The organism is Deinococcus apachensis DSM 19763 (assembly GCF_000381345.1).
Lineage (GTDB): Bacteria > Deinococcota > Deinococci > Deinococcales > Deinococcaceae > Deinococcus > Deinococcus apachensis.
Map to the genome: position 1 here is coordinate 52,420 of NZ_KB906398.1, position 15,190 is coordinate 67,609.

Sequence of the window (15,190 nt, forward strand, 5' to 3'; positions counted from 1 at the left end):
TCGGGGAAGGGCCGCGCGCCGCGAACAGGTCCGGGATCGGGGTCGTCAGGAGTTGCCAGGCGCGGGCCAGCGTGTCACGGAAGCCGATGGGAATTCACCTCCTTTCCAGGCGGCGCTTGAAGGCGGACAGGACGTTGTTCACGTCGGTGGGCGTGACGGTCGCTTCGGTCGCGGCCTGCCGGGGCGGCTCGTACACCGCGAGGGCCAGCGCGTCCGCCCGGTCAGGCGAGCGACCCATGCGCTTTTTCATCTCGTCCTTCGTCTCGACCTTCGCGCGGCCCTGCGTGTCGAAGGAGTACCGCGGCGCGACGAGTTCCCTCTCCAGGTGGCTGTCCGGGGGCAGGTGCCCGCCCTCCTTCAACCAGTCACGCAGGGCGAACCAGAGTTGGTCCCGCAGCTTGCTGTACCCCTCGGCGGTCGCCGTGTTGCTGACCGTGACGGGCCGGACCTCAATGTCCAGCGCCTTTGCCCGCTCGCTGTGCCGGAGGTGGTCCGTCACCCCGCCGCCGTTGCCGAGGTCGTCCACCTTCACCCGGACAGGGCCGTCCGCCACCGGGTAGCCGTGTTCGGCCCGCAGCCGCTCGACGAGGTCCATCACGTGCCCGGCGACCTCCACGTTGTCCTGCTTGCGGTGGACGGTCGGGGGGATGGGCCGCTGGCCGAAGAGGGGTTGCAGGACGGTGCTGTCGTCGCCGTAGCGGGCCACGTCCACCCCGAGGACGAAGGGGCCGGTGGGGACCTCTTCCTCCTCGTCATACCTGACCCGAGCCGCCTCCACCAGGCCCAGGCCGATCACCGCGTTCTCGGCCTGGCTGGGGAAATTGCCCCGGACACGGACCTGGAAGAGCGGGCTGTCCTCCCTCCAGTCCGCCTTCTTCTCCTCCACCCAGGCGCGGGTGGCGAGGCCGGGGATGATGGTCTCCCCCGTGAGCACATTGGGTGTGTCCTCCGAGGAAATGTGGATGGTGTGCCACAGGTGCCGCTTGGTGGTGAAGGCGTCGTAGAACGTGCCGGAGGTCTGGGTGGGGTTACTGATCAGGAGGAGGCCCGCGCCGCCCGCCATGTTCCCCTCGATGGCCGCGTACAGGCTCTCCTCCACGCCGGACGCCTCGTCGATGATGAACTCAAGGTCCGCTCCTGACACCCCTGCCATCTTCTCCGGCTCGTTGGTGGCGAACCCGAACACCTCGCTGTCGCGGTACCGAAACCCGGTGCCGGGGTCCAGCGGCATGTCGCTGGGCAGGCGGCTGTTCCGGTGGAGCTTCGTGAGTTCCGCCCAGATGATGATCTTCACCTGGCGGCCGGTGGGGGCGCTGAGAACGGTGCGGCTGCCCTCCCGGCACAGGCAGCGCCACAGGGCGATCACGGCGGCCGTCGTGGATTTCGAGACCTTGTGCCCGGAGCGGACGGCCACCTTGCGGTGATCTCGGACGGCCAGGAGGATGCGCTCCATCGCGGCCCAGACCGTCAGACCCAGGACCTCGCGGGCAAACCTCACGGGGTCGTCCCGGTACTGGGCGTAGGGGTTCGGGTCCTCGCGGGGGGGCGGGGCAGGGGCGGTCTGCTCCAGCCCATGACGGAGTCCCCGGATGAAGGGGGACACGGGGAGCGGGTCAGTAGCGGACGGTGGCCCAGTGGCGCTCAAGTGCGCCTGCAAGTTCACGACGCAACTCCGCGGGTGTGAGCGTCTGGAGGTCTGCGTCGTCGGGGATCACCTCCTTGATGCCGAACACGGCCTTGATGCCCAGCTCGGTCAGCACGCGGTCCACTTCGGCCAGAGGAATGCTGCGCTCGCCTTCACGCTTCTGGATGCGTTCCACCATGCCGCCGATCTTGTCGATCAGGCTGACGGCGATGGCCAGGTCGGGGAGCTGGCGCGGCTTGTTCTCGAAAGCCTCGGGGATGGGCGGGGGCGGCGGATCCATCTCGGGTTCGCTGTAGCCCTGCTGCACCGCTTCCAGGTAGGTCGCCAATCGCTCGCGCCAGAGCTTGACCTCCTCCTGGTAGCCGCTGGTGTGGCTGGCGTGCCAGGCAATGATGGCGTCGGTGAGTTGAGCGTGGCGCTCGATGTAGTCGTGAACGATGGCCCGCATTCGTGCGAGGTCCTGACTGAGGTTCAGGAGGTCAGCGTCGGTGCGGTAGCCCTCGATCAGTTCCACAAGGCGGGGGGAGGCGTTGACTTCCTGGTACGCCAGGCTCGGCTTCTGGCCGACGCCGCCGTGCAGCTTGCAGCGACCTTCCCCGGGGTGATCGGTGCCCCAGCCTGCCGGGCGTTTGCAGGTGCCGGGGCGCTTGTTGTGTTTCGCACCGCAGAGGGGCAGCTTGGCCCGCTCGGCCTTTGTAGTTCCCTTCCGGCCCGGCACGCGCTTAGGTGTCCCTGTCATGGGGGATGACTCCGGGTGTCCCTGTCATGGGGTGCCTCCGCACTGGCCGGGGCTGCTTCTTGGGTTGGGGCATGAGGGCACCTCCTCTCGGTGAGCTGGGCTGACAGTCCTTTCAGGAATCCCGCAGTAGGGTAGGGGATGGGACGATACGAAGCGGTCATCCGGAACAGGCAGCAGTGGGAACAGGAGAAAACGCAGGCGGAGCAGGAGGTCAAGACCTTATTCATGCAATTCGTCGAGGGCGCGCAGAACGAGATGCACGCCGCCGGAGCGGGCGCGGGTCTGCGTGTCAACGAGGAACCTGCCGTGGAGGGCGGACAACTCAGCGTGGATCTGCAAGTCCACTACCCGCACGAGACGTTCCTGCAACCGGAAATGATCCACGTCTCCCTGTTACGCGAGACGTCGGGGTACCGGTTTAGCGCCAATATGACCCCATTCGGCAAGGTAGTGTCCACTCCCCAGGAGGTCGTGGACCTCTTCTTCGACGCTCTCCTCGCCCAGAACGCCTAACGCCAGATCACGTCCAGCATCCGGCTGAGTTCGCTCGCCCTCCTCGCTTCCGGGTGCAGCACGCGCCGCTGCGGGAGCGGGGGCGGGTCCCAGAGCGGCGTCACCAGGGCGTTGATCTGCCGAGCCCAGGGCTTGAGGTGGCCGTTCCACGTCCACGGGCTCGCGCGGAGGTTCCGGCTCGTGTCTCGGGTCCACATCCCTCCCCCTCTCACATGCGGCGCGTGCCCTTGCGACAGAGTTGGTATCCGGGCAGGCGCTGATGTTCTCAGCGGTGGACCCGAGCAGCTCCTACACGATGCCGCCCAGTTTCCACAGGAGGGCCGTGCGGTAATTCCGCAACGTCCTGTCCGTGATTTTGTAGGGCTTGCAAGCGTTCCGGTCCCCAAAGAGGGCGGCATCGACGAGGATGCGCGCGGCCCGGGGGTTGTCGCGTTTGGTCATGGGTGGTCACCTTCTTCCGGCGTGAATGCACAGGGTCTCGTCCCTGCCTGGAGTGGTGGCGCGCCTGGCACCACCGGGCTTCCTATCGCTCTGGGAGTCTCTCCTCCCGGTCTCGTTCACGGTTCAACATTGGGCGGAGGCAAGCGTCGCGCACGCAGGGAGCCGGAACAGCAGCGTGAGCGGCGGCGGTGCAACCGGGCGCCTCATGTGGTTCGCTAGGGCATGACCTGGGGCAAACAGGACCAGTGGGAAGCCGAGCTCTTCCGCAGCGTCATTAGCCCTATGCGGCGCGTGGCGGCTCAGTTGCACCGGCAAGGACTGCGCACCAACTTGGACCTGCCGAGAGGGAGATCAGTACTAGTCGGGATGACCGTACTCCTTCCCAACTCGGATGACCTTGGGCCGAACTTCTTGGTGCAGCGTGACTCGGACGGGTGGTCCGTCCACCGTCTGACCTTCCAGCTGGAAGGCGAGCAGTTCCTCCAGCAGACTCCTCAGGCCGAGTCGTTCGAGCGTCTGCCGGACGAGGCGTGGTTTGAACTGCAGTTGAGGGCCTTTGTGCAGGGGGAATTGCAGAAGGGCTACCTGCAGGCCACCTGATGGCCACCCTCCGTTCGTCGGCAGCGGTGGGGATCGTGGCGGAGGCAGGCCAGCTGCGGGTAGCCAGGGGTGCGGGGCGGAACGGAGGTATTCAGTCCGCAGGCGAAGGAGTGCTCGACGAACAGCAGTTCCTTTTCGGTGAGGGCCGCGCCCAGCTCGTCGGCAGTGGGGCGTTTTGGAGGGTCGGTTTGCATGGGTGTGGTCACCTCCTTCAGGGGGTAGGGTGAGCAATGGACGCGAATAAAGTGGCGGTGGCCACCGCCGAACATCTTTACCGGCTGTACGTGCTGGCCTTTGGCTCTGACGGCAATCGGGAGGACGCCATTCAGACGACTGGAGAGGCCGTGCAGTCCTACCTGGTGAATTGCGGGATGTCAGAAGGCGAGGCGGAGACCTTGAGGGATGAGATCATGCTGTCGTCCCCGTTCTGATGACCGGCACCGGCTCCCCGGCTGGTGGGCAGGTCTGCCAGCACTCGCGCGTCAACCCCAACTCGGACAGGTAGAACGGCTCAGTGACGCAGCGGCGCCGCAACTCCTCCGGCGTGGTCAAGAGCCTGCCCCGGCGTTCCAGGTGGGCGAGATAGTCGCGCTTCACGTCCGGCAGTCCGTACCCCTGCTGCTGACGGCGCCGGGCGCGCTTTGAGCTCTTCTTGCTCACGGCACGGCTACGTCCAGCACCTGCACCACCGTGCAGCCCTCGTGCCCGTGAATGCGCTCAACGTCCCCGCTGCAGCCGAAGAACCCGGTGCTGATCGGCTTGACCGGCCAGCGCATGGCGACCGCACCATCCGAGAACACCACACCCTCGGCGACGGTGCCGGTGCCGCTGCTGCCGGATACGTCTTCTGACCTGACCAGTTGGAATCGCTGCATGAGGCCTCCGGGAGGGAAAAGAGAGTCTGGTGTTGTGTCCCCGAAGGGAATGACCGCCGCGCATCGACGTTGCCAGGGGTGCCCGAACTTCCCCTCGCGGGGTCCCTCTGTCACGAGTTCTCGGTTAAGGCCTGTGCCTATTCGCTCGGCAGACGGTCATCAAAAAAACCCACCGCTCGGGGGCAGAGGGTGGATGGGAGCCCAACAAGAAAGGCACCCTGCGCGGGTGCCTCAACTCTTCTTGGACTCTACCAAAACGCTAGCAACTTTATTCCACTTCCACAAGTCCTAGTGGTCAATCCGTTGGGGGGCATGCATCATCCGATGCCTCACAGCCTGCTGGATAGGGTGACAGCATGACCACCCGGAGCGACTGGTCTGAAGCGATGCAGCCCCTCGCCGAGCGCTACGCCTCTGCCGTGCAGCTCGCGCACACCGAGATTACGGCAAGCGTGAGCGCCAACCCCGACCTCGTGGTGTTCGTCGCGCGGCGTGCCTCTCCCGGCGGACCGACCCGAGCGGGGAGTGTGGGGGTTTCGAAGCAGGCCATTGATGACTTCAAGGAGGCGGCGCTCGCGCAGGGGATGGAGCGGCTGCTCAAGTTGGTGCGGGAGGGGCTGCCGGAGTGGCCTGGCTCCGGTCCAGCGCCCGTGCTGGATCTGTTCACCACGAAGGGATTTGCCGGTCCGCAAGAGTAGGCTCGCCCCAGCGGGGGCCAGGGCGGGGACGAGCAGGGACTACAGCAGGGCATGTTCGCCTTAAAGGTAATTCGCCCGAAGACCATCAAACCCAGCATGTACGGGCGGGGCTGTCTGGATCCATTGACTGCGCGCGTCCTGCACCGTTCCGGCCACTGATCACCCAAATCTGGGAAGGCCCATACACGCGTTGGCAATCGCTGTCACATGGCGGAGGTCGGTGCCGCAGCAGCCACCGAGCACCGTGATCTGCGGCTGTACTTCAAGGAGCTTGCGGTAGAGCTGCCCGAGTTCGACTGGATCGCCTTGGTCAAGCTCGGTCATAGCATCGAGCTCCTTGTGACTGCAGCGCGAGGCATTTGCACGCACACCACGAATACGCCGTGTCCAGGCAGCGGGCTGATCCAGGACTGCTGCAAAGTGGTCGGGGTGAGCGCAGTTGATCATGAAATAGGCCGGATATCCGCCGGTCGCTGCATCAACTGCCTCCACGGCGTCCATCAAAAGGTCGCCCGTCGGCAGACGTCCGTCCGTCTCCACCGTGAACGAGATGACGACCGGCAGGCCGACCTTCTGCGCCGCCAGCGCGATTCCGGTCGCCTCGTTCACGTTCGTCATGGTGAGTGCCGAAAGCATGTCAACGCCAGCCGAGGCGAGCACACGTGCTTGGTGCCCGTGGTAGTCGGCCGCCTCCGTGACGCTCATGATCTGGCCGGGATCATAGCCGTCACCGCGGGGGCCGATGCAACCGCTGACGACGATCTCAAGCGTGTCGGTTGCGAACTCGGCTCTCAAGCGGTGCAACATCTCGATCGCAGCGATATTGAGCTGGTCGAGCTCAGGCTGGAGGAGTCCAAGCGGTTCCGCCCAGTCGGGGCTCGCTCGCCAGGTGAGGCTATCAAGGATGAACCCGGTGCCGAGCCTACGTGCAAGCTCCAGATAGGGGCGGTAATACGCCTCGAGTGCCGCGCGTCCCTCCACGGTGGCGACCAGTACGATCGAGGCAAAGTGGGGCAGATCGAGGCCGTGGTTGAACACAAGATCGGTCTCCAGTCCAGCGTCGGTCAGAACGAGGCGCTTGAGCTGAGGCAGCTGTCCTTTCATCTCATCCTCCACTTGTGGAACAGGGACTGAGCTACGCGATGAAGTATTGTATCCAGGCTTTCATCCAAGGGAAGAAAACCGAGTGAACCCCAGGGTCCTCACCCGGAGTCACGTCGCCCATCCCCGCCTGCTGGCGGGGGTTATTCGTTCCGGGGAGATGACGGCCAGCTTCACCAGCCATGGTTCTGGCAACTTGATCGACGAGCAGGACAGCGTTCGCGGGAAGGCCGCCTGAAGTTCAGGCTGCCCGCCGCACGACCTCATCCCAGACTTGCAGTGCATCCCTCAGGTGGCTTCGTCGCTTTAGGGCAGGCAGCCTGGTTCGGGCGTGCGGGTGGAGGTTCGAGACTCGGTCGTCCAGCACAAGGAATTCCTAGGTCCGTCGTTGCTTGAAGCCTGCTGATCCCTACATCACTCTGTCACGCCGCTTATGAAGGAAAACGCCGCTGGCGTTTGGGCAGGTGTGGATAAGTTGTGCAGCCCTCAATAGTGTGAATAACTGACGGGGATGTCAGCTTCCGCCGCCGATCTTTGAGCTTCGGTTTGAACTAAAGGCTTTGTAAGGATTACTACAAGCTTTTCCGTTTATGGGACGGCTCGCGTTCGTGGCATCGTCCGATGACGACAGAGGGGTGGATTTCCTCTCGGAAGGAAGGTTATGACCAATAAAACGAAGAGAGCTCTCTTGGTGCTGACACTGGCGCTTGCGCCCATGCCTGCCTTAGCTCAGGACACCAGTGGCACCACCGACACCACCACGAACGATGACAATCGCGGCTTTCCCTGGGGACTACTGGGCCTGATTGGTCTCGCTGGTCTTGCCGGGCGCCGCCGTGAGGAACCCCGCGTGGTCAGCACTACCAGCACGACCCAACGCTGAATCCCTGCTGTTCTGAACTGGGGTGGCTTGCGCCACCCCCTTTGTCTGGCCCCTAGGATGAATATGAACCGGGGACGAACCCAACACACAGGAGTTCACTCATGCTGATGGTTCCCCCCACCCTCCTCCTCGTCTGGCTGATGGGCCTGCTCTCCCTCGCCCTGCTGGGCGGCAGCGCCTGGTTGATCTGGGAGTGGTACGACAACTGGGCCCTGAATCTGCCCGCTGACCGCCGCCTGCTCATCGCAGGCCTGCTCCTGCTCGCCCTCGCCCTGCTTGGACGTTTCCTGGTCACGCCCTTCCTGGGCCGCCGCCCTAGGAAGGGCGAGGAGGACATGCAGCCTCTCCCCGGGGGCACCGTTCACCGGCTCACCCGTCCCGACGGCGCCGTTCTGCATGTCGAGTCGTACGGCCCCCAGGACGTCCCCGTCCTGCTGTTCACCCACGGGTGGGGCCTGAGCCGGGCGGAATGGTTCTACGCCCAGCGTCACCTGGCCGGACGGTACCGGCTCCTGCTGTGGGATCTGCCCGGCCTGGGGCAGTCCAGTCCCCCCCGGGACCGCAACTACGACTTGGAGCGGCTGGCGGGTCACCTAAAAGCGGTGCTGGATTTGGCAGGTGGGCAGCGGGTCGTCCTCTGCGGGCACAGCATCGGCGGGATGATCACCCTGACCTTTTGCCGCCTGTTTCCGGAGATGCTCTCGCAGCAGGTGGTGGGGCTGGTGCTGACCCACACCACGCCGACCAATCCCGTCCGTACGGCCTGGGGGGCGCCGGTGCTGCGCCGCCTCCAGGAACCCCTGCTCCGTCCCCTGTGCTGGTTGACCATCGCCCTGTGGCCGCTGGTGCGGGTGATGAACCTGCTGGCCTTCCTGAATGGCCTGTCACACCTGGGGAACCACGTCATGCAGTTCGGGGGGACAGAAACCCGGGGCCAGTTGGACTTCGTGGTCCAGCATGACCTGCGGGCGAACCCGGCGGTGGCGGCTCGGGGCATGCTGGGGATGATGCGGTACCAGGCGCTGGACGTCCTGCCCACCCTCCGGATCCCGGTCCTGGTGATTGCTGCGGACCGGGACAAGGCAACCCTGCCCGAGGCGTCCGACGTGATCACGAGGGAGGCACCTCAAGTTGAGGAGGTCACGCTGGCCCCGGCGGGGCACCTGGGGTTGCTGGAGCAGCACGGGGGCTGGCTGGGGGCCGTCAGTGCGTTCGCGGACAAGCACCTCTGGCAAGGCCGCGGAGGACGAGCTAGAGCCGTCCTTCGGGAGAATCGAGCTGAATAATTTGACTTCGTGTGTATTCGACGCTATCTTAGAGAAATCAAGGGCGACCACGAGTCGCCCTTCTTCTTCGCCCGCCCCTGACGTACGCCGGTCGGCGGTGAACAAGCGAGAAGGACCCAAGCGTCGGTCGAGGCCCTGGCAAAGCCGCCTCCCACGCCCGGTGGCTCAGCCAGCCACCTCAGGTCTTTCCGGTGAAGGGAGGCGTCCACCTTGCTCAAAACGGACGCGCGAGCGGGCCGGTTGCAGGCCCCAGACGGGTTCGAGCCCCGTCACCCGCATCCCTCAGGTGACCCTCGCGGTCGCCTCTTTTTGTTTCCAACCGAGTTAACGAAAGCGCCCCTCCAAGAGGAAGGGGCAATCGGGATTAGTGGTTGCGGTTACCGATGGGTCCCGGCAGGACGATTATACCGGGGTCTTGTCCATATCCAGGTCCAGAGCCCAAAATCAAGGTCCGGGTCAATTGCTTCCAGTTGCCCAGTCGCACGAGCTGCGGTGAGGTGTACGTCTTCACTGCCGGCATTGTCACCTCTTAGGAAGGATGAGGGCTTGCTTCCGATCGCGATCTTAGGGACCCTTGCAGTTTGAGCGAGCGCTCCTGATGTCCTATGGTAGCAAGATTAAGCCCTTGTCATCGAATTTAATTAAATGGGGGGTCAATGAAAGCGCCCCTCCAGATCAGGAAGGGCGTTGATCAGTCGAGTTGTTGAGACTCACGCGAGGCGGGGCTGGCGGGCCAGGAGCAGGACCTTGATGCGCTGGAGCAGGTTCTCGCGCTCGTTCTGTCCTTGAGCGGCGCGGGCATCGCGGTCGCGCTGAGCTTCGGCTCGGAGTTCCTGGGCGCGGTCCTGGGCGGCGTGGAGATAGGCGTTCATCTTCGTCTCCTTTCGCCGCTCGGTGTCTCCGCTCGGCTGTCCTTATGGTGCCGGGAGAGACCCTTTTTCCACATCAGCTGAGTGCGCACTCCCTTCTATGCCGAACGGCTCACGCACATGGCGCGACCAAACTCTTTTAGTGCGCCCCCGCCAGTACCGCTTTCGCGTACCGTAGCGGCCCCTCCGCGCCCTCATCCCGCAGCTGCACTGCAAGCGTCAGGACCGCCACTGCGTACCGCGCCACCCGCTCCCGGTTCTGGTGCCAGCGGCCGTCCTCCCGGAGCAAGCTGACCGGCGTGGTGTCCGGCGTGTGCCGCAGTTTGTCGAGCATTTTGCCGAGCTGCATCTGCTCGACGAGCGGAGCGCGGCTCATCGTGGTGATGACCACCCCCACCTCCCCCTCGGTGAATTCGCCCGCAGGCGTCTGGAGGTAACGGGTCGGGGTGCGGACATTGCTCCCCAAGGTCAGGAAGTCGAGGTCGCTCTCCCCCGGCTCGTAGTGGAAGCTGTACGGGATCTTGACCTCGCGCATGTCCCACGCCCGCAGCGCCTGGTACCACGCCTCAGCGTAGTCCCGGTATTGCTGAGCCAGGGCCCGTGCCTGGGCCCGCTCCTGTCGGCTGGGGTGACCGGCGGGGCGTTGGTAGGCGCGGCGGCGCTCCCTGACCTCCTCGTGGGCTTCGGGCGCGTCCGGAGGGTTGAGGGCTGGGCTGGACTGCTGCTGCGCTTCCTGGGGTTTGCCAGGAGCGAGGAGGCGGGCGGTCAGGTCGGCCATGTTGAACTTGGGCACGGGCACCTCGGAGGTGGGGGGAAGGAGGAGGGTCATAACGGGCTCCAGGTGGCGCGGTCGGCGAGGAAGTCCTCGAGCGTCTGCCAGACCGGGCGGCGCTCCTGCGTGAGCACGCGCACCCACCACGTCCGGCACCCGTTCCAGCGGTGCATCACGAGTGGGGTCTTCCACTCCCCCGCGTCCCAGGTGGCCTGCGCGTCCCACTCGGCGAGTTGCCCGGGGCAGGTCATCTGGCTGGTGGCCGTCACCTTGCACTCGATGTGGAACCCAGCCAGGGAGGGGCACAGGACGTCTGGGCTGGCGCCGCCCCCCCTTGCGCTGCTGCCCGCGCTCGGCGGGGAAGCCCAGGGCGGTCAGGGCCCTCGCCAGCTCACGCTCCCCGTTCGCTCCCTTACGGCGGGAGTTCACGGGCTTCTTGTAGGGGGCGGTCACGCGGCCCTCCGCACGGCCACACATCTGCCCAAGAACCATCTTGACTTGTGAGAGGATGATGATGGAGGTACAACATGAAACGAACGGCTGCTGTCGCGCTGACCCTTGTTGCCGCCCTCGCCTCGTGCGCGCCCCGCTATAACCCTCAGGGGGCCAAGCTGGACGCCGACCTGACCTGCTCCGAGATTCGTTCTGAGGTTGCCCGCGCGCAAAGTGCCAGAACCGAAGCCCAAAAGCAGAAGGGGTTGAGCGGGCAGAACGTCGCTTGGGCGCTCTTCTTCCTCCCCGGAATCATTGGTAACGAGTACAACAACAGCCAGGTCATTAAGGTTGCAGATGAGCGAATCGCCACCCTGAATAGCCTCTACACCCGCAAAGGCTGCACGGACACCACCCCTTAAACCTGAGGTGGTGAGCAGAGAGAGGGGAACGCACCCCTCTCTCTGCTCTTGTACGTCCATCGGCAAGGGCTGGTCCACCAGATATCTGTTGTCGTCATTCGTCGTCATAGGGGTCACCTCAGAAGAGCGTGCTGCCCAGGGGCACGATCTGCACGACCATCCGGCCGCGCGGGCACACTTCACCCCGCCGCACGATCAACTCGTCGATCAGGCTGTCGTCCGCCCAGACCTGTGCATGCGTGAGGGCATCCTCCAGCGCCTTCGGGATATTGCTGAGGTCCCGGGCGCGCTTGTCCGGCGGGCAAGCGGTCAGGGTCAACGCGAGGCGGGTACCCGGCGGGGTGCGTGGGTGCCCGTAGTCGCGAATGCGGTCACGTACGGCCCGGCGGTAGGCTCTCCCCTCCCGGCTGAGCAGCACGCGCGCCTGTGGCCCCTCGGCGGTCTTCACTACGGTCGCCCGCCAGATGCTGTTGAGGGAGGGCGGCCAGGGCAGCGTGAAGGTCCGGGCGCCGGGGACGACGTGGGCGAGGTTGAGCGGCGCGGGCTGAGTCCGTGCACTCAGCACAGGAACAGCGCTGTGACGCAGCTCCGCAGATGGACGATTTTCCGGGGCAGTTCGGTCCCCCTCATCCAGTCCCAGCGTCCGGCGGGTGGCCTCGCGCACGGCCAGGTCGGGAATGCGCGAGAGGTACGTCTCGGCGTGCTGGCGGGTCGGGAAGGGGTTCATGCCGTTCTCCTCCGGGCCAGTAAGATCTCGTCATGACGCAACGCAACCCCAGGATGCAAAGCCCACCGGTGTTGGTATGGGCGGGACTGGCGTTGTTGCTTATCGGCGCCCTGCTGGGCACGCCGCCGACATTCACGGGGCAAGCTGTAAAAACGTTTCTGATGGTGGCAGGGCAACTGTTGTTGCTGGGCACGATGTTGTTTGAGGGGCGGCGTGCTGGCAGGGTGACGCCCCCTGTCCTGATGATCCTGGTGGTGGTGCTGATCGCGAGTACAAGCTTGCAACTGTGGACGTTGTGGGATGCGTGGCATGCGGAGTTGATGGATCGCCAACGCGGGTTGTAGGGGTGGCAAACCGGTCATCCCTTGACTTCCTCCACCAGATTCAGCACGGCCTTCTTCAGGTACGGTGCCCGCTCGCCGAACACGAGGGTGTTGCCGCTGCTCACGTTCCGCACGAGGGCCTGCGCCTGTGGGTTCCCGCTCTCGTCCCGGAACACCCGGATCACCAGCTCTTGGTCGTCGGTGAGGTGCTGCTGGGCGTAGGTCATGCACCAGTCCGCCCACCCACCCCGCCCGGTGCTGGCGTTGGCTTGCAGGCTCTCCTGAATGTGCTGCTGCTGGCGCTGCATCCGCTCGTGCGTCCCGGTCGTCACGTTCTCAGCCAGCGCCGCGGCCCGCTGCTCCCCAGTCAGGGCACTGAAGGGCACTTCGGCGCCCGTGTCCGGGTGCGCGACGGTCCCGTGCGCGTCGATGGCCGCCGCCACCTCTGCCGCTGCGCGCACCTGCGAGGTTGAGGGCCGGTCGCTGCCCGTCGCGGCCTTCAGGTAGGTAGCGACGGCCACCTGAAGCTCAGGCTCCAGGCCAGAGACCACCTTCGCGGCTTCCTTCAACTCGCGGGCCAGGGGGGTGACACGGAGGCTGATGGAGCCGCGCTGATACTCGGGTCGGGCCAGGGCGCCCCGCAGCTCCCGGGTCGTGTTCGCGGTGAGCCGCAAAAATCCCTCGATCTCAGTCGAGGACGCGACCACGGCAAGGTCGGGGGGAACGAACTGCACCTCCAAGCGGCGACGCTGGGTTTCCCGCAGGTAGGCTTCCAGCACGGGCAGAGGAGCGCGAGTGAAGCGTACCCGCGCCTTCGCCTTCTCGTTCACGCCCACACTTTCGTTCCTTTGAAGGTAGAGTGCGACCACGCTGAACGCCAGTTGGAGGAAACGCTCCAGGCTGAGCCCGTAGGTGTGCTGCAACTCGGCGTTCATGTCGAACGACAACCCGGCGTTGTTGACCGCCTGCTGAATCTCAGCCGAGTGCTCGCGGGGAATAACAGCCATCAGCGCGTAATTCCGGGCGAGGCGCGATAAAATTTCTCCGCTAGTCTGGGCTGGAAACTGCCTATTTGCCACTGGAGCGAAGAATTTGATCTCCAATTCCTCGGGAGTGGACACCGCCGAGATGTCGCCGGAACCAAGCACATTCGTCAGGGCGTTGTGCGTGCGGGCGTACTGCTGGTAATCGTAGGGCTCTCGCGGCTGCTTGTAGTCAGCAGCACGGCTGTACAGCACCGCCGTTGCCAGCAGGCGCACCTGTTCCGAATTCACGAAGGGGAAGAACGGGCTGTGCTGTTCGTGGTGCTCGTCCCCTCCGAAAACGTCGAGCATGCTGAGCAGGGAGCAGAATGCCCAGAGGTCTGCGAGGTTGTAGGAGTTTAAGCTCAAGACCGCGTTCTCGAAGGCTCGTTCAGCATCGCTGGGCACGTCCTAGTGGTAGCACGTGGGGTGACCCACTCTATTAACCGCACAAAGACGGATGCCACCACGCTGCTCCGGTGAGTTCGTGTTTAGCAGATTGGCCTTAATGGGCTGTCAGAAACGGTCTGTCGCTTGCAAGTGGTCGGGGCCACCACCGAGAAGGAGGGAGCCCAGACAAACCAAACTTGACGGCCCACTAATGTGCCGTCAAGAACGGTCTGTGACCGTCAGGCTGCTGCAAGCACCGCCAGGAGGAAGGGCTCCTTGACAGGCCAAAGTTGACGTTCCACTAATCACATGCACGTTAAGCCGACACAACCTTGCATTGTTCACACGCGAGTTTGGTTTTACTCGCTCGAGCCATATAAACGGGTTTCCTTGTTGCCCAGTGACGCATCGATGGCCGCCATCACCTCGTCGGTGAGCTGGGGAACCACCTCGAGCGCGGAAAAATTCTCTACCACTTGCGTGACTTTAGAGGCACCAGTAATCACTGTGCTCACATTCGGATTCTTGACGCACCAGGCCAGGGCGAGCTTCGGCAAGGTCGTGCCCAAGTCGTCGGCAATCTTGGCCAAGCCTCGGACTTTGACCAAGTTGGTTTGGCCTTCTTCACTCTCGAGCCTGGCTTTCAACCATTCGTAGCCGGGCAGGTTGGCGCGGGTGTCATTCGGAACCACATCGTTGTACTTGCCAGTCAGAAGACCGCTCGCCAGCGGCGACCAGACCGTGGTGCCCAACCCGAGCGTGTCCGGGCGGTACAAGCGGCTGTATTCGACCTCGACCCGGTAGCGGGTGAGCATGTTGTATTGCGGCTGCTCCATGGTCGGGGGAATCAGGTTGTACTGACGGGCGACAGCGTAGGCTTCCATCAATTCCTGCGCCGACCACTCACTCGTTCCCCAATACAGCACATCACCGCGCTGGATCAATTCGGTCATGGCCCGCACCGTTTCTTCGATGGGGGTGTTGCGGTCCGGGCGATGACAGAAGTACAAATCCAGGTACTCGCATTGCAGGCGTTCGATGGCCTGGTAGCACGCCTCGTAAATGTGCTTGCGTGAAAGTCCCCGCTGAGTGGGGGCTGGGTTTTCAACCGCTCCGCCGAACACTTTGCTTGAAACGATGTAGCTGTCGCGCCGCCAGCCTGCCTTGGCCAGGGCCTGGCCCATGATGGTTTCAGCCTGGCCCCGAGCGTACGCCTCGGCGTTGTCGAAGAAGTTACACCCGCGGTCATAGGCGGCGGACATCAGTTCCAGGGCACCGTTCGCATCTAACTGCGTGCCGAACGTCACCCAAGCACCGAAGGAAAGCGTACTGACCTGCAAACCAGATTGGCCCAATCGACGATATTCCATAGCCTCACCTCGCGTTCCACCCTATGCCAAAGCAGCACATCTATTCTTGAACTCAGGTTTAGACACGCCAAGCGTATTCTCT

Annotated in this window: 22 protein-coding genes; 9 read left to right on the forward strand and 13 right to left on the reverse strand. The window is 64.3% G+C overall.

The features are described from left to right. Positions 1 to 94: 94 nt before the first annotated feature. Both F784_RS0100340 and F784_RS0100345 read right to left on the reverse strand, forming a co-directional pair. Complete coding sequence (locus F784_RS0100340) at positions 95 to 1,603, reverse strand: DEAD/DEAH box helicase family protein (protein WP_019584686.1); 1,509 nt, start codon at positions 1,601 to 1,603, stop codon at positions 95 to 97. A 10-nt stretch (positions 1,604 to 1,613) separates the two neighbouring features. After that, positions 1,614 to 2,384 carry a hypothetical protein gene (locus F784_RS0100345; protein WP_157464919.1) on the reverse strand — a complete coding sequence of 257 codons (771 nt, stop codon included), beginning with the start codon at positions 2,382 to 2,384 and terminating at the stop codon, positions 1,614 to 1,616. A 225-nt stretch (positions 2,385 to 2,609) separates the two neighbouring features. On the opposite strand from F784_RS0100345, the gene F784_RS0100350 reads away from it, so the two are divergent. Then, complete coding sequence (locus tag F784_RS0100350) at positions 2,610 to 2,897, forward strand: hypothetical protein (protein WP_157464920.1); 288 nt, start codon at positions 2,610 to 2,612, stop codon at positions 2,895 to 2,897. Here the strand turns inward: F784_RS0100350 and F784_RS0100355 are convergent. Further along, positions 2,894 to 3,094, reverse strand: coding sequence for a hypothetical protein (locus F784_RS0100355; RefSeq protein ID WP_019584689.1), 201 nt, complete (start codon positions 3,092 to 3,094; stop codon positions 2,894 to 2,896). The genes F784_RS0100350 and F784_RS0100355 overlap by 4 nt on opposite strands. Before the next feature lie 91 nt (positions 3,095 to 3,185). Then, positions 3,186 to 3,338, reverse strand: coding sequence for a hypothetical protein (locus F784_RS25795; RefSeq protein WP_019584690.1), 153 nt, complete (start codon positions 3,336 to 3,338; stop codon positions 3,186 to 3,188). A gap of 366 nt (positions 3,339 to 3,704) precedes the next feature. On the opposite strand from F784_RS25795, the gene F784_RS25800 reads away from it, so the two are divergent. Both F784_RS25800 and F784_RS0100375 read left to right on the forward strand, forming a co-directional pair. Continuing rightward, positions 3,705 to 3,938 (forward strand): hypothetical protein, encoded by a 234-nt coding sequence (locus F784_RS25800; RefSeq protein ID WP_157464921.1) that lies wholly within the window; start codon positions 3,705 to 3,707, stop codon positions 3,936 to 3,938. 230 nt (positions 3,939 to 4,168) lie between these two features. After that, positions 4,169 to 4,369, forward strand: a complete 201-nt coding sequence (locus tag F784_RS0100375) for a hypothetical protein (RefSeq protein ID WP_019584693.1) — start codon at positions 4,169 to 4,171, stop codon at positions 4,367 to 4,369. Here F784_RS0100375 and F784_RS25015 read toward each other — a convergent pair. Further along, positions 4,347 to 4,598 carry a hypothetical protein gene (locus F784_RS25015; protein WP_083939110.1) on the reverse strand — a complete coding sequence of 84 codons (252 nt, stop codon included), beginning with the start codon at positions 4,596 to 4,598 and terminating at the stop codon, positions 4,347 to 4,349. The two genes, F784_RS0100375 and F784_RS25015, sit on opposite strands and share 23 nt — an antisense overlap. Further along, on the reverse strand, positions 4,595 to 4,813 hold the full coding sequence (locus tag F784_RS0100380; RefSeq protein ID WP_019584694.1) for a hypothetical protein: 219 nt from the start codon (positions 4,811 to 4,813) through the stop codon (positions 4,595 to 4,597). The genes F784_RS25015 and F784_RS0100380 overlap by 4 nt, the downstream gene beginning before the upstream one ends. Before the next feature lie 356 nt (positions 4,814 to 5,169). Here F784_RS0100380 and F784_RS0100385 point away from each other — a divergent pair, with 356 nt between their 5' ends. After that, complete coding sequence (locus F784_RS0100385) at positions 5,170 to 5,511, forward strand: hypothetical protein (RefSeq protein WP_157464922.1); 342 nt, start codon at positions 5,170 to 5,172, stop codon at positions 5,509 to 5,511. Between the two features lie 159 nt (positions 5,512 to 5,670). On the opposite strand, the gene F784_RS0100390 is transcribed toward F784_RS0100385, so the two are convergent. Beyond that, the gene (locus tag F784_RS0100390) at positions 5,671 to 6,615 is read right to left on the reverse strand and encodes a homocysteine S-methyltransferase family protein (protein WP_019584696.1); all 945 of its coding nucleotides are present in this window, start codon (positions 6,613 to 6,615) and stop codon (positions 5,671 to 5,673) included. A gap of 82 nt (positions 6,616 to 6,697) precedes the next feature. On the opposite strand from F784_RS0100390, the gene F784_RS25805 reads away from it, so the two are divergent. The 3 genes from F784_RS25805 (at position 6,698) to F784_RS22040 (ending at position 8,781) form a co-directional block, all read left to right on the forward strand. After that, the gene (locus tag F784_RS25805; protein ID WP_019584697.1) at positions 6,698 to 6,850 is read left to right on the forward strand and encodes a hypothetical protein; all 153 of its coding nucleotides are present in this window, start codon (positions 6,698 to 6,700) and stop codon (positions 6,848 to 6,850) included. A 423-nt stretch (positions 6,851 to 7,273) separates the two neighbouring features. After that, positions 7,274 to 7,495, forward strand: a complete 222-nt coding sequence (locus tag F784_RS25020) for a WGxxGxxG family protein (protein ID WP_083939111.1) — start codon at positions 7,274 to 7,276, stop codon at positions 7,493 to 7,495. A 101-nt stretch (positions 7,496 to 7,596) separates the two neighbouring features. Then, on the forward strand, positions 7,597 to 8,781 hold the full coding sequence (locus tag F784_RS22040) for an alpha/beta fold hydrolase (RefSeq protein ID WP_019584698.1): 1,185 nt from the start codon (positions 7,597 to 7,599) through the stop codon (positions 8,779 to 8,781). Between the two features lie 710 nt (positions 8,782 to 9,491). Here the strand turns inward: F784_RS22040 and F784_RS26525 are convergent. The 3 genes from F784_RS26525 to F784_RS26945 all read right to left on the reverse strand — a co-directional run bounded on the left by F784_RS26525 (position 9,492) and on the right by F784_RS26945 (position 10,691). Further along, on the reverse strand, positions 9,492 to 9,653 hold the full coding sequence (locus F784_RS26525) for a hypothetical protein (RefSeq protein WP_019584699.1): 162 nt from the start codon (positions 9,651 to 9,653) through the stop codon (positions 9,492 to 9,494). Between the two features lie 136 nt (positions 9,654 to 9,789). Next, positions 9,790 to 10,479 carry a hypothetical protein gene (locus F784_RS0100410; RefSeq protein ID WP_019584700.1) on the reverse strand — a complete coding sequence of 230 codons (690 nt, stop codon included), beginning with the start codon at positions 10,477 to 10,479 and terminating at the stop codon, positions 9,790 to 9,792. Next, positions 10,476 to 10,691: a hypothetical protein gene (locus tag F784_RS26945; protein ID WP_019584701.1), complete on the reverse strand. Its 216-nt coding sequence runs from the start codon at positions 10,689 to 10,691 to the stop codon at positions 10,476 to 10,478. Before F784_RS26945 ends, F784_RS0100410 begins: the two co-directional genes overlap by 4 nt. A 258-nt stretch (positions 10,692 to 10,949) precedes the next feature. Here F784_RS26945 and F784_RS0100420 point away from each other — a divergent pair, with 258 nt between their 5' ends. Next, on the forward strand, positions 10,950 to 11,276 hold the full coding sequence (locus tag F784_RS0100420; protein WP_019584702.1) for a hypothetical protein: 327 nt from the start codon (positions 10,950 to 10,952) through the stop codon (positions 11,274 to 11,276). 118 nt (positions 11,277 to 11,394) lie between these two features. Here the strand turns inward: F784_RS0100420 and F784_RS25025 are convergent, their stop codons facing one another. Beyond that, positions 11,395 to 12,003, reverse strand: a complete 609-nt coding sequence (locus F784_RS25025) for a RusA family crossover junction endodeoxyribonuclease (RefSeq protein ID WP_019584703.1) — start codon at positions 12,001 to 12,003, stop codon at positions 11,395 to 11,397. A gap of 32 nt (positions 12,004 to 12,035) precedes the next feature. On the opposite strand from F784_RS25025, the gene F784_RS0100430 reads away from it, so the two are divergent. Continuing rightward, on the forward strand, positions 12,036 to 12,347 hold the full coding sequence (locus F784_RS0100430; protein WP_157464923.1) for a hypothetical protein: 312 nt from the start codon (positions 12,036 to 12,038) through the stop codon (positions 12,345 to 12,347). A 14-nt stretch (positions 12,348 to 12,361) separates the two neighbouring features. On the opposite strand, the gene F784_RS0100435 is transcribed toward F784_RS0100430, so the two are convergent. Continuing rightward, positions 12,362 to 13,660 (reverse strand): hypothetical protein, encoded by a 1,299-nt coding sequence (locus F784_RS0100435; RefSeq protein ID WP_157464924.1) that lies wholly within the window; start codon positions 13,658 to 13,660, stop codon positions 12,362 to 12,364. A 437-nt stretch (positions 13,661 to 14,097) separates the two neighbouring features. Continuing rightward, positions 14,098 to 15,108 carry a potassium channel beta subunit family protein gene (locus F784_RS0100440; protein WP_026332151.1) on the reverse strand — a complete coding sequence of 337 codons (1,011 nt, stop codon included), beginning with the start codon at positions 15,106 to 15,108 and terminating at the stop codon, positions 14,098 to 14,100. Positions 15,109 to 15,190: the final 82 nt, after the last annotated feature.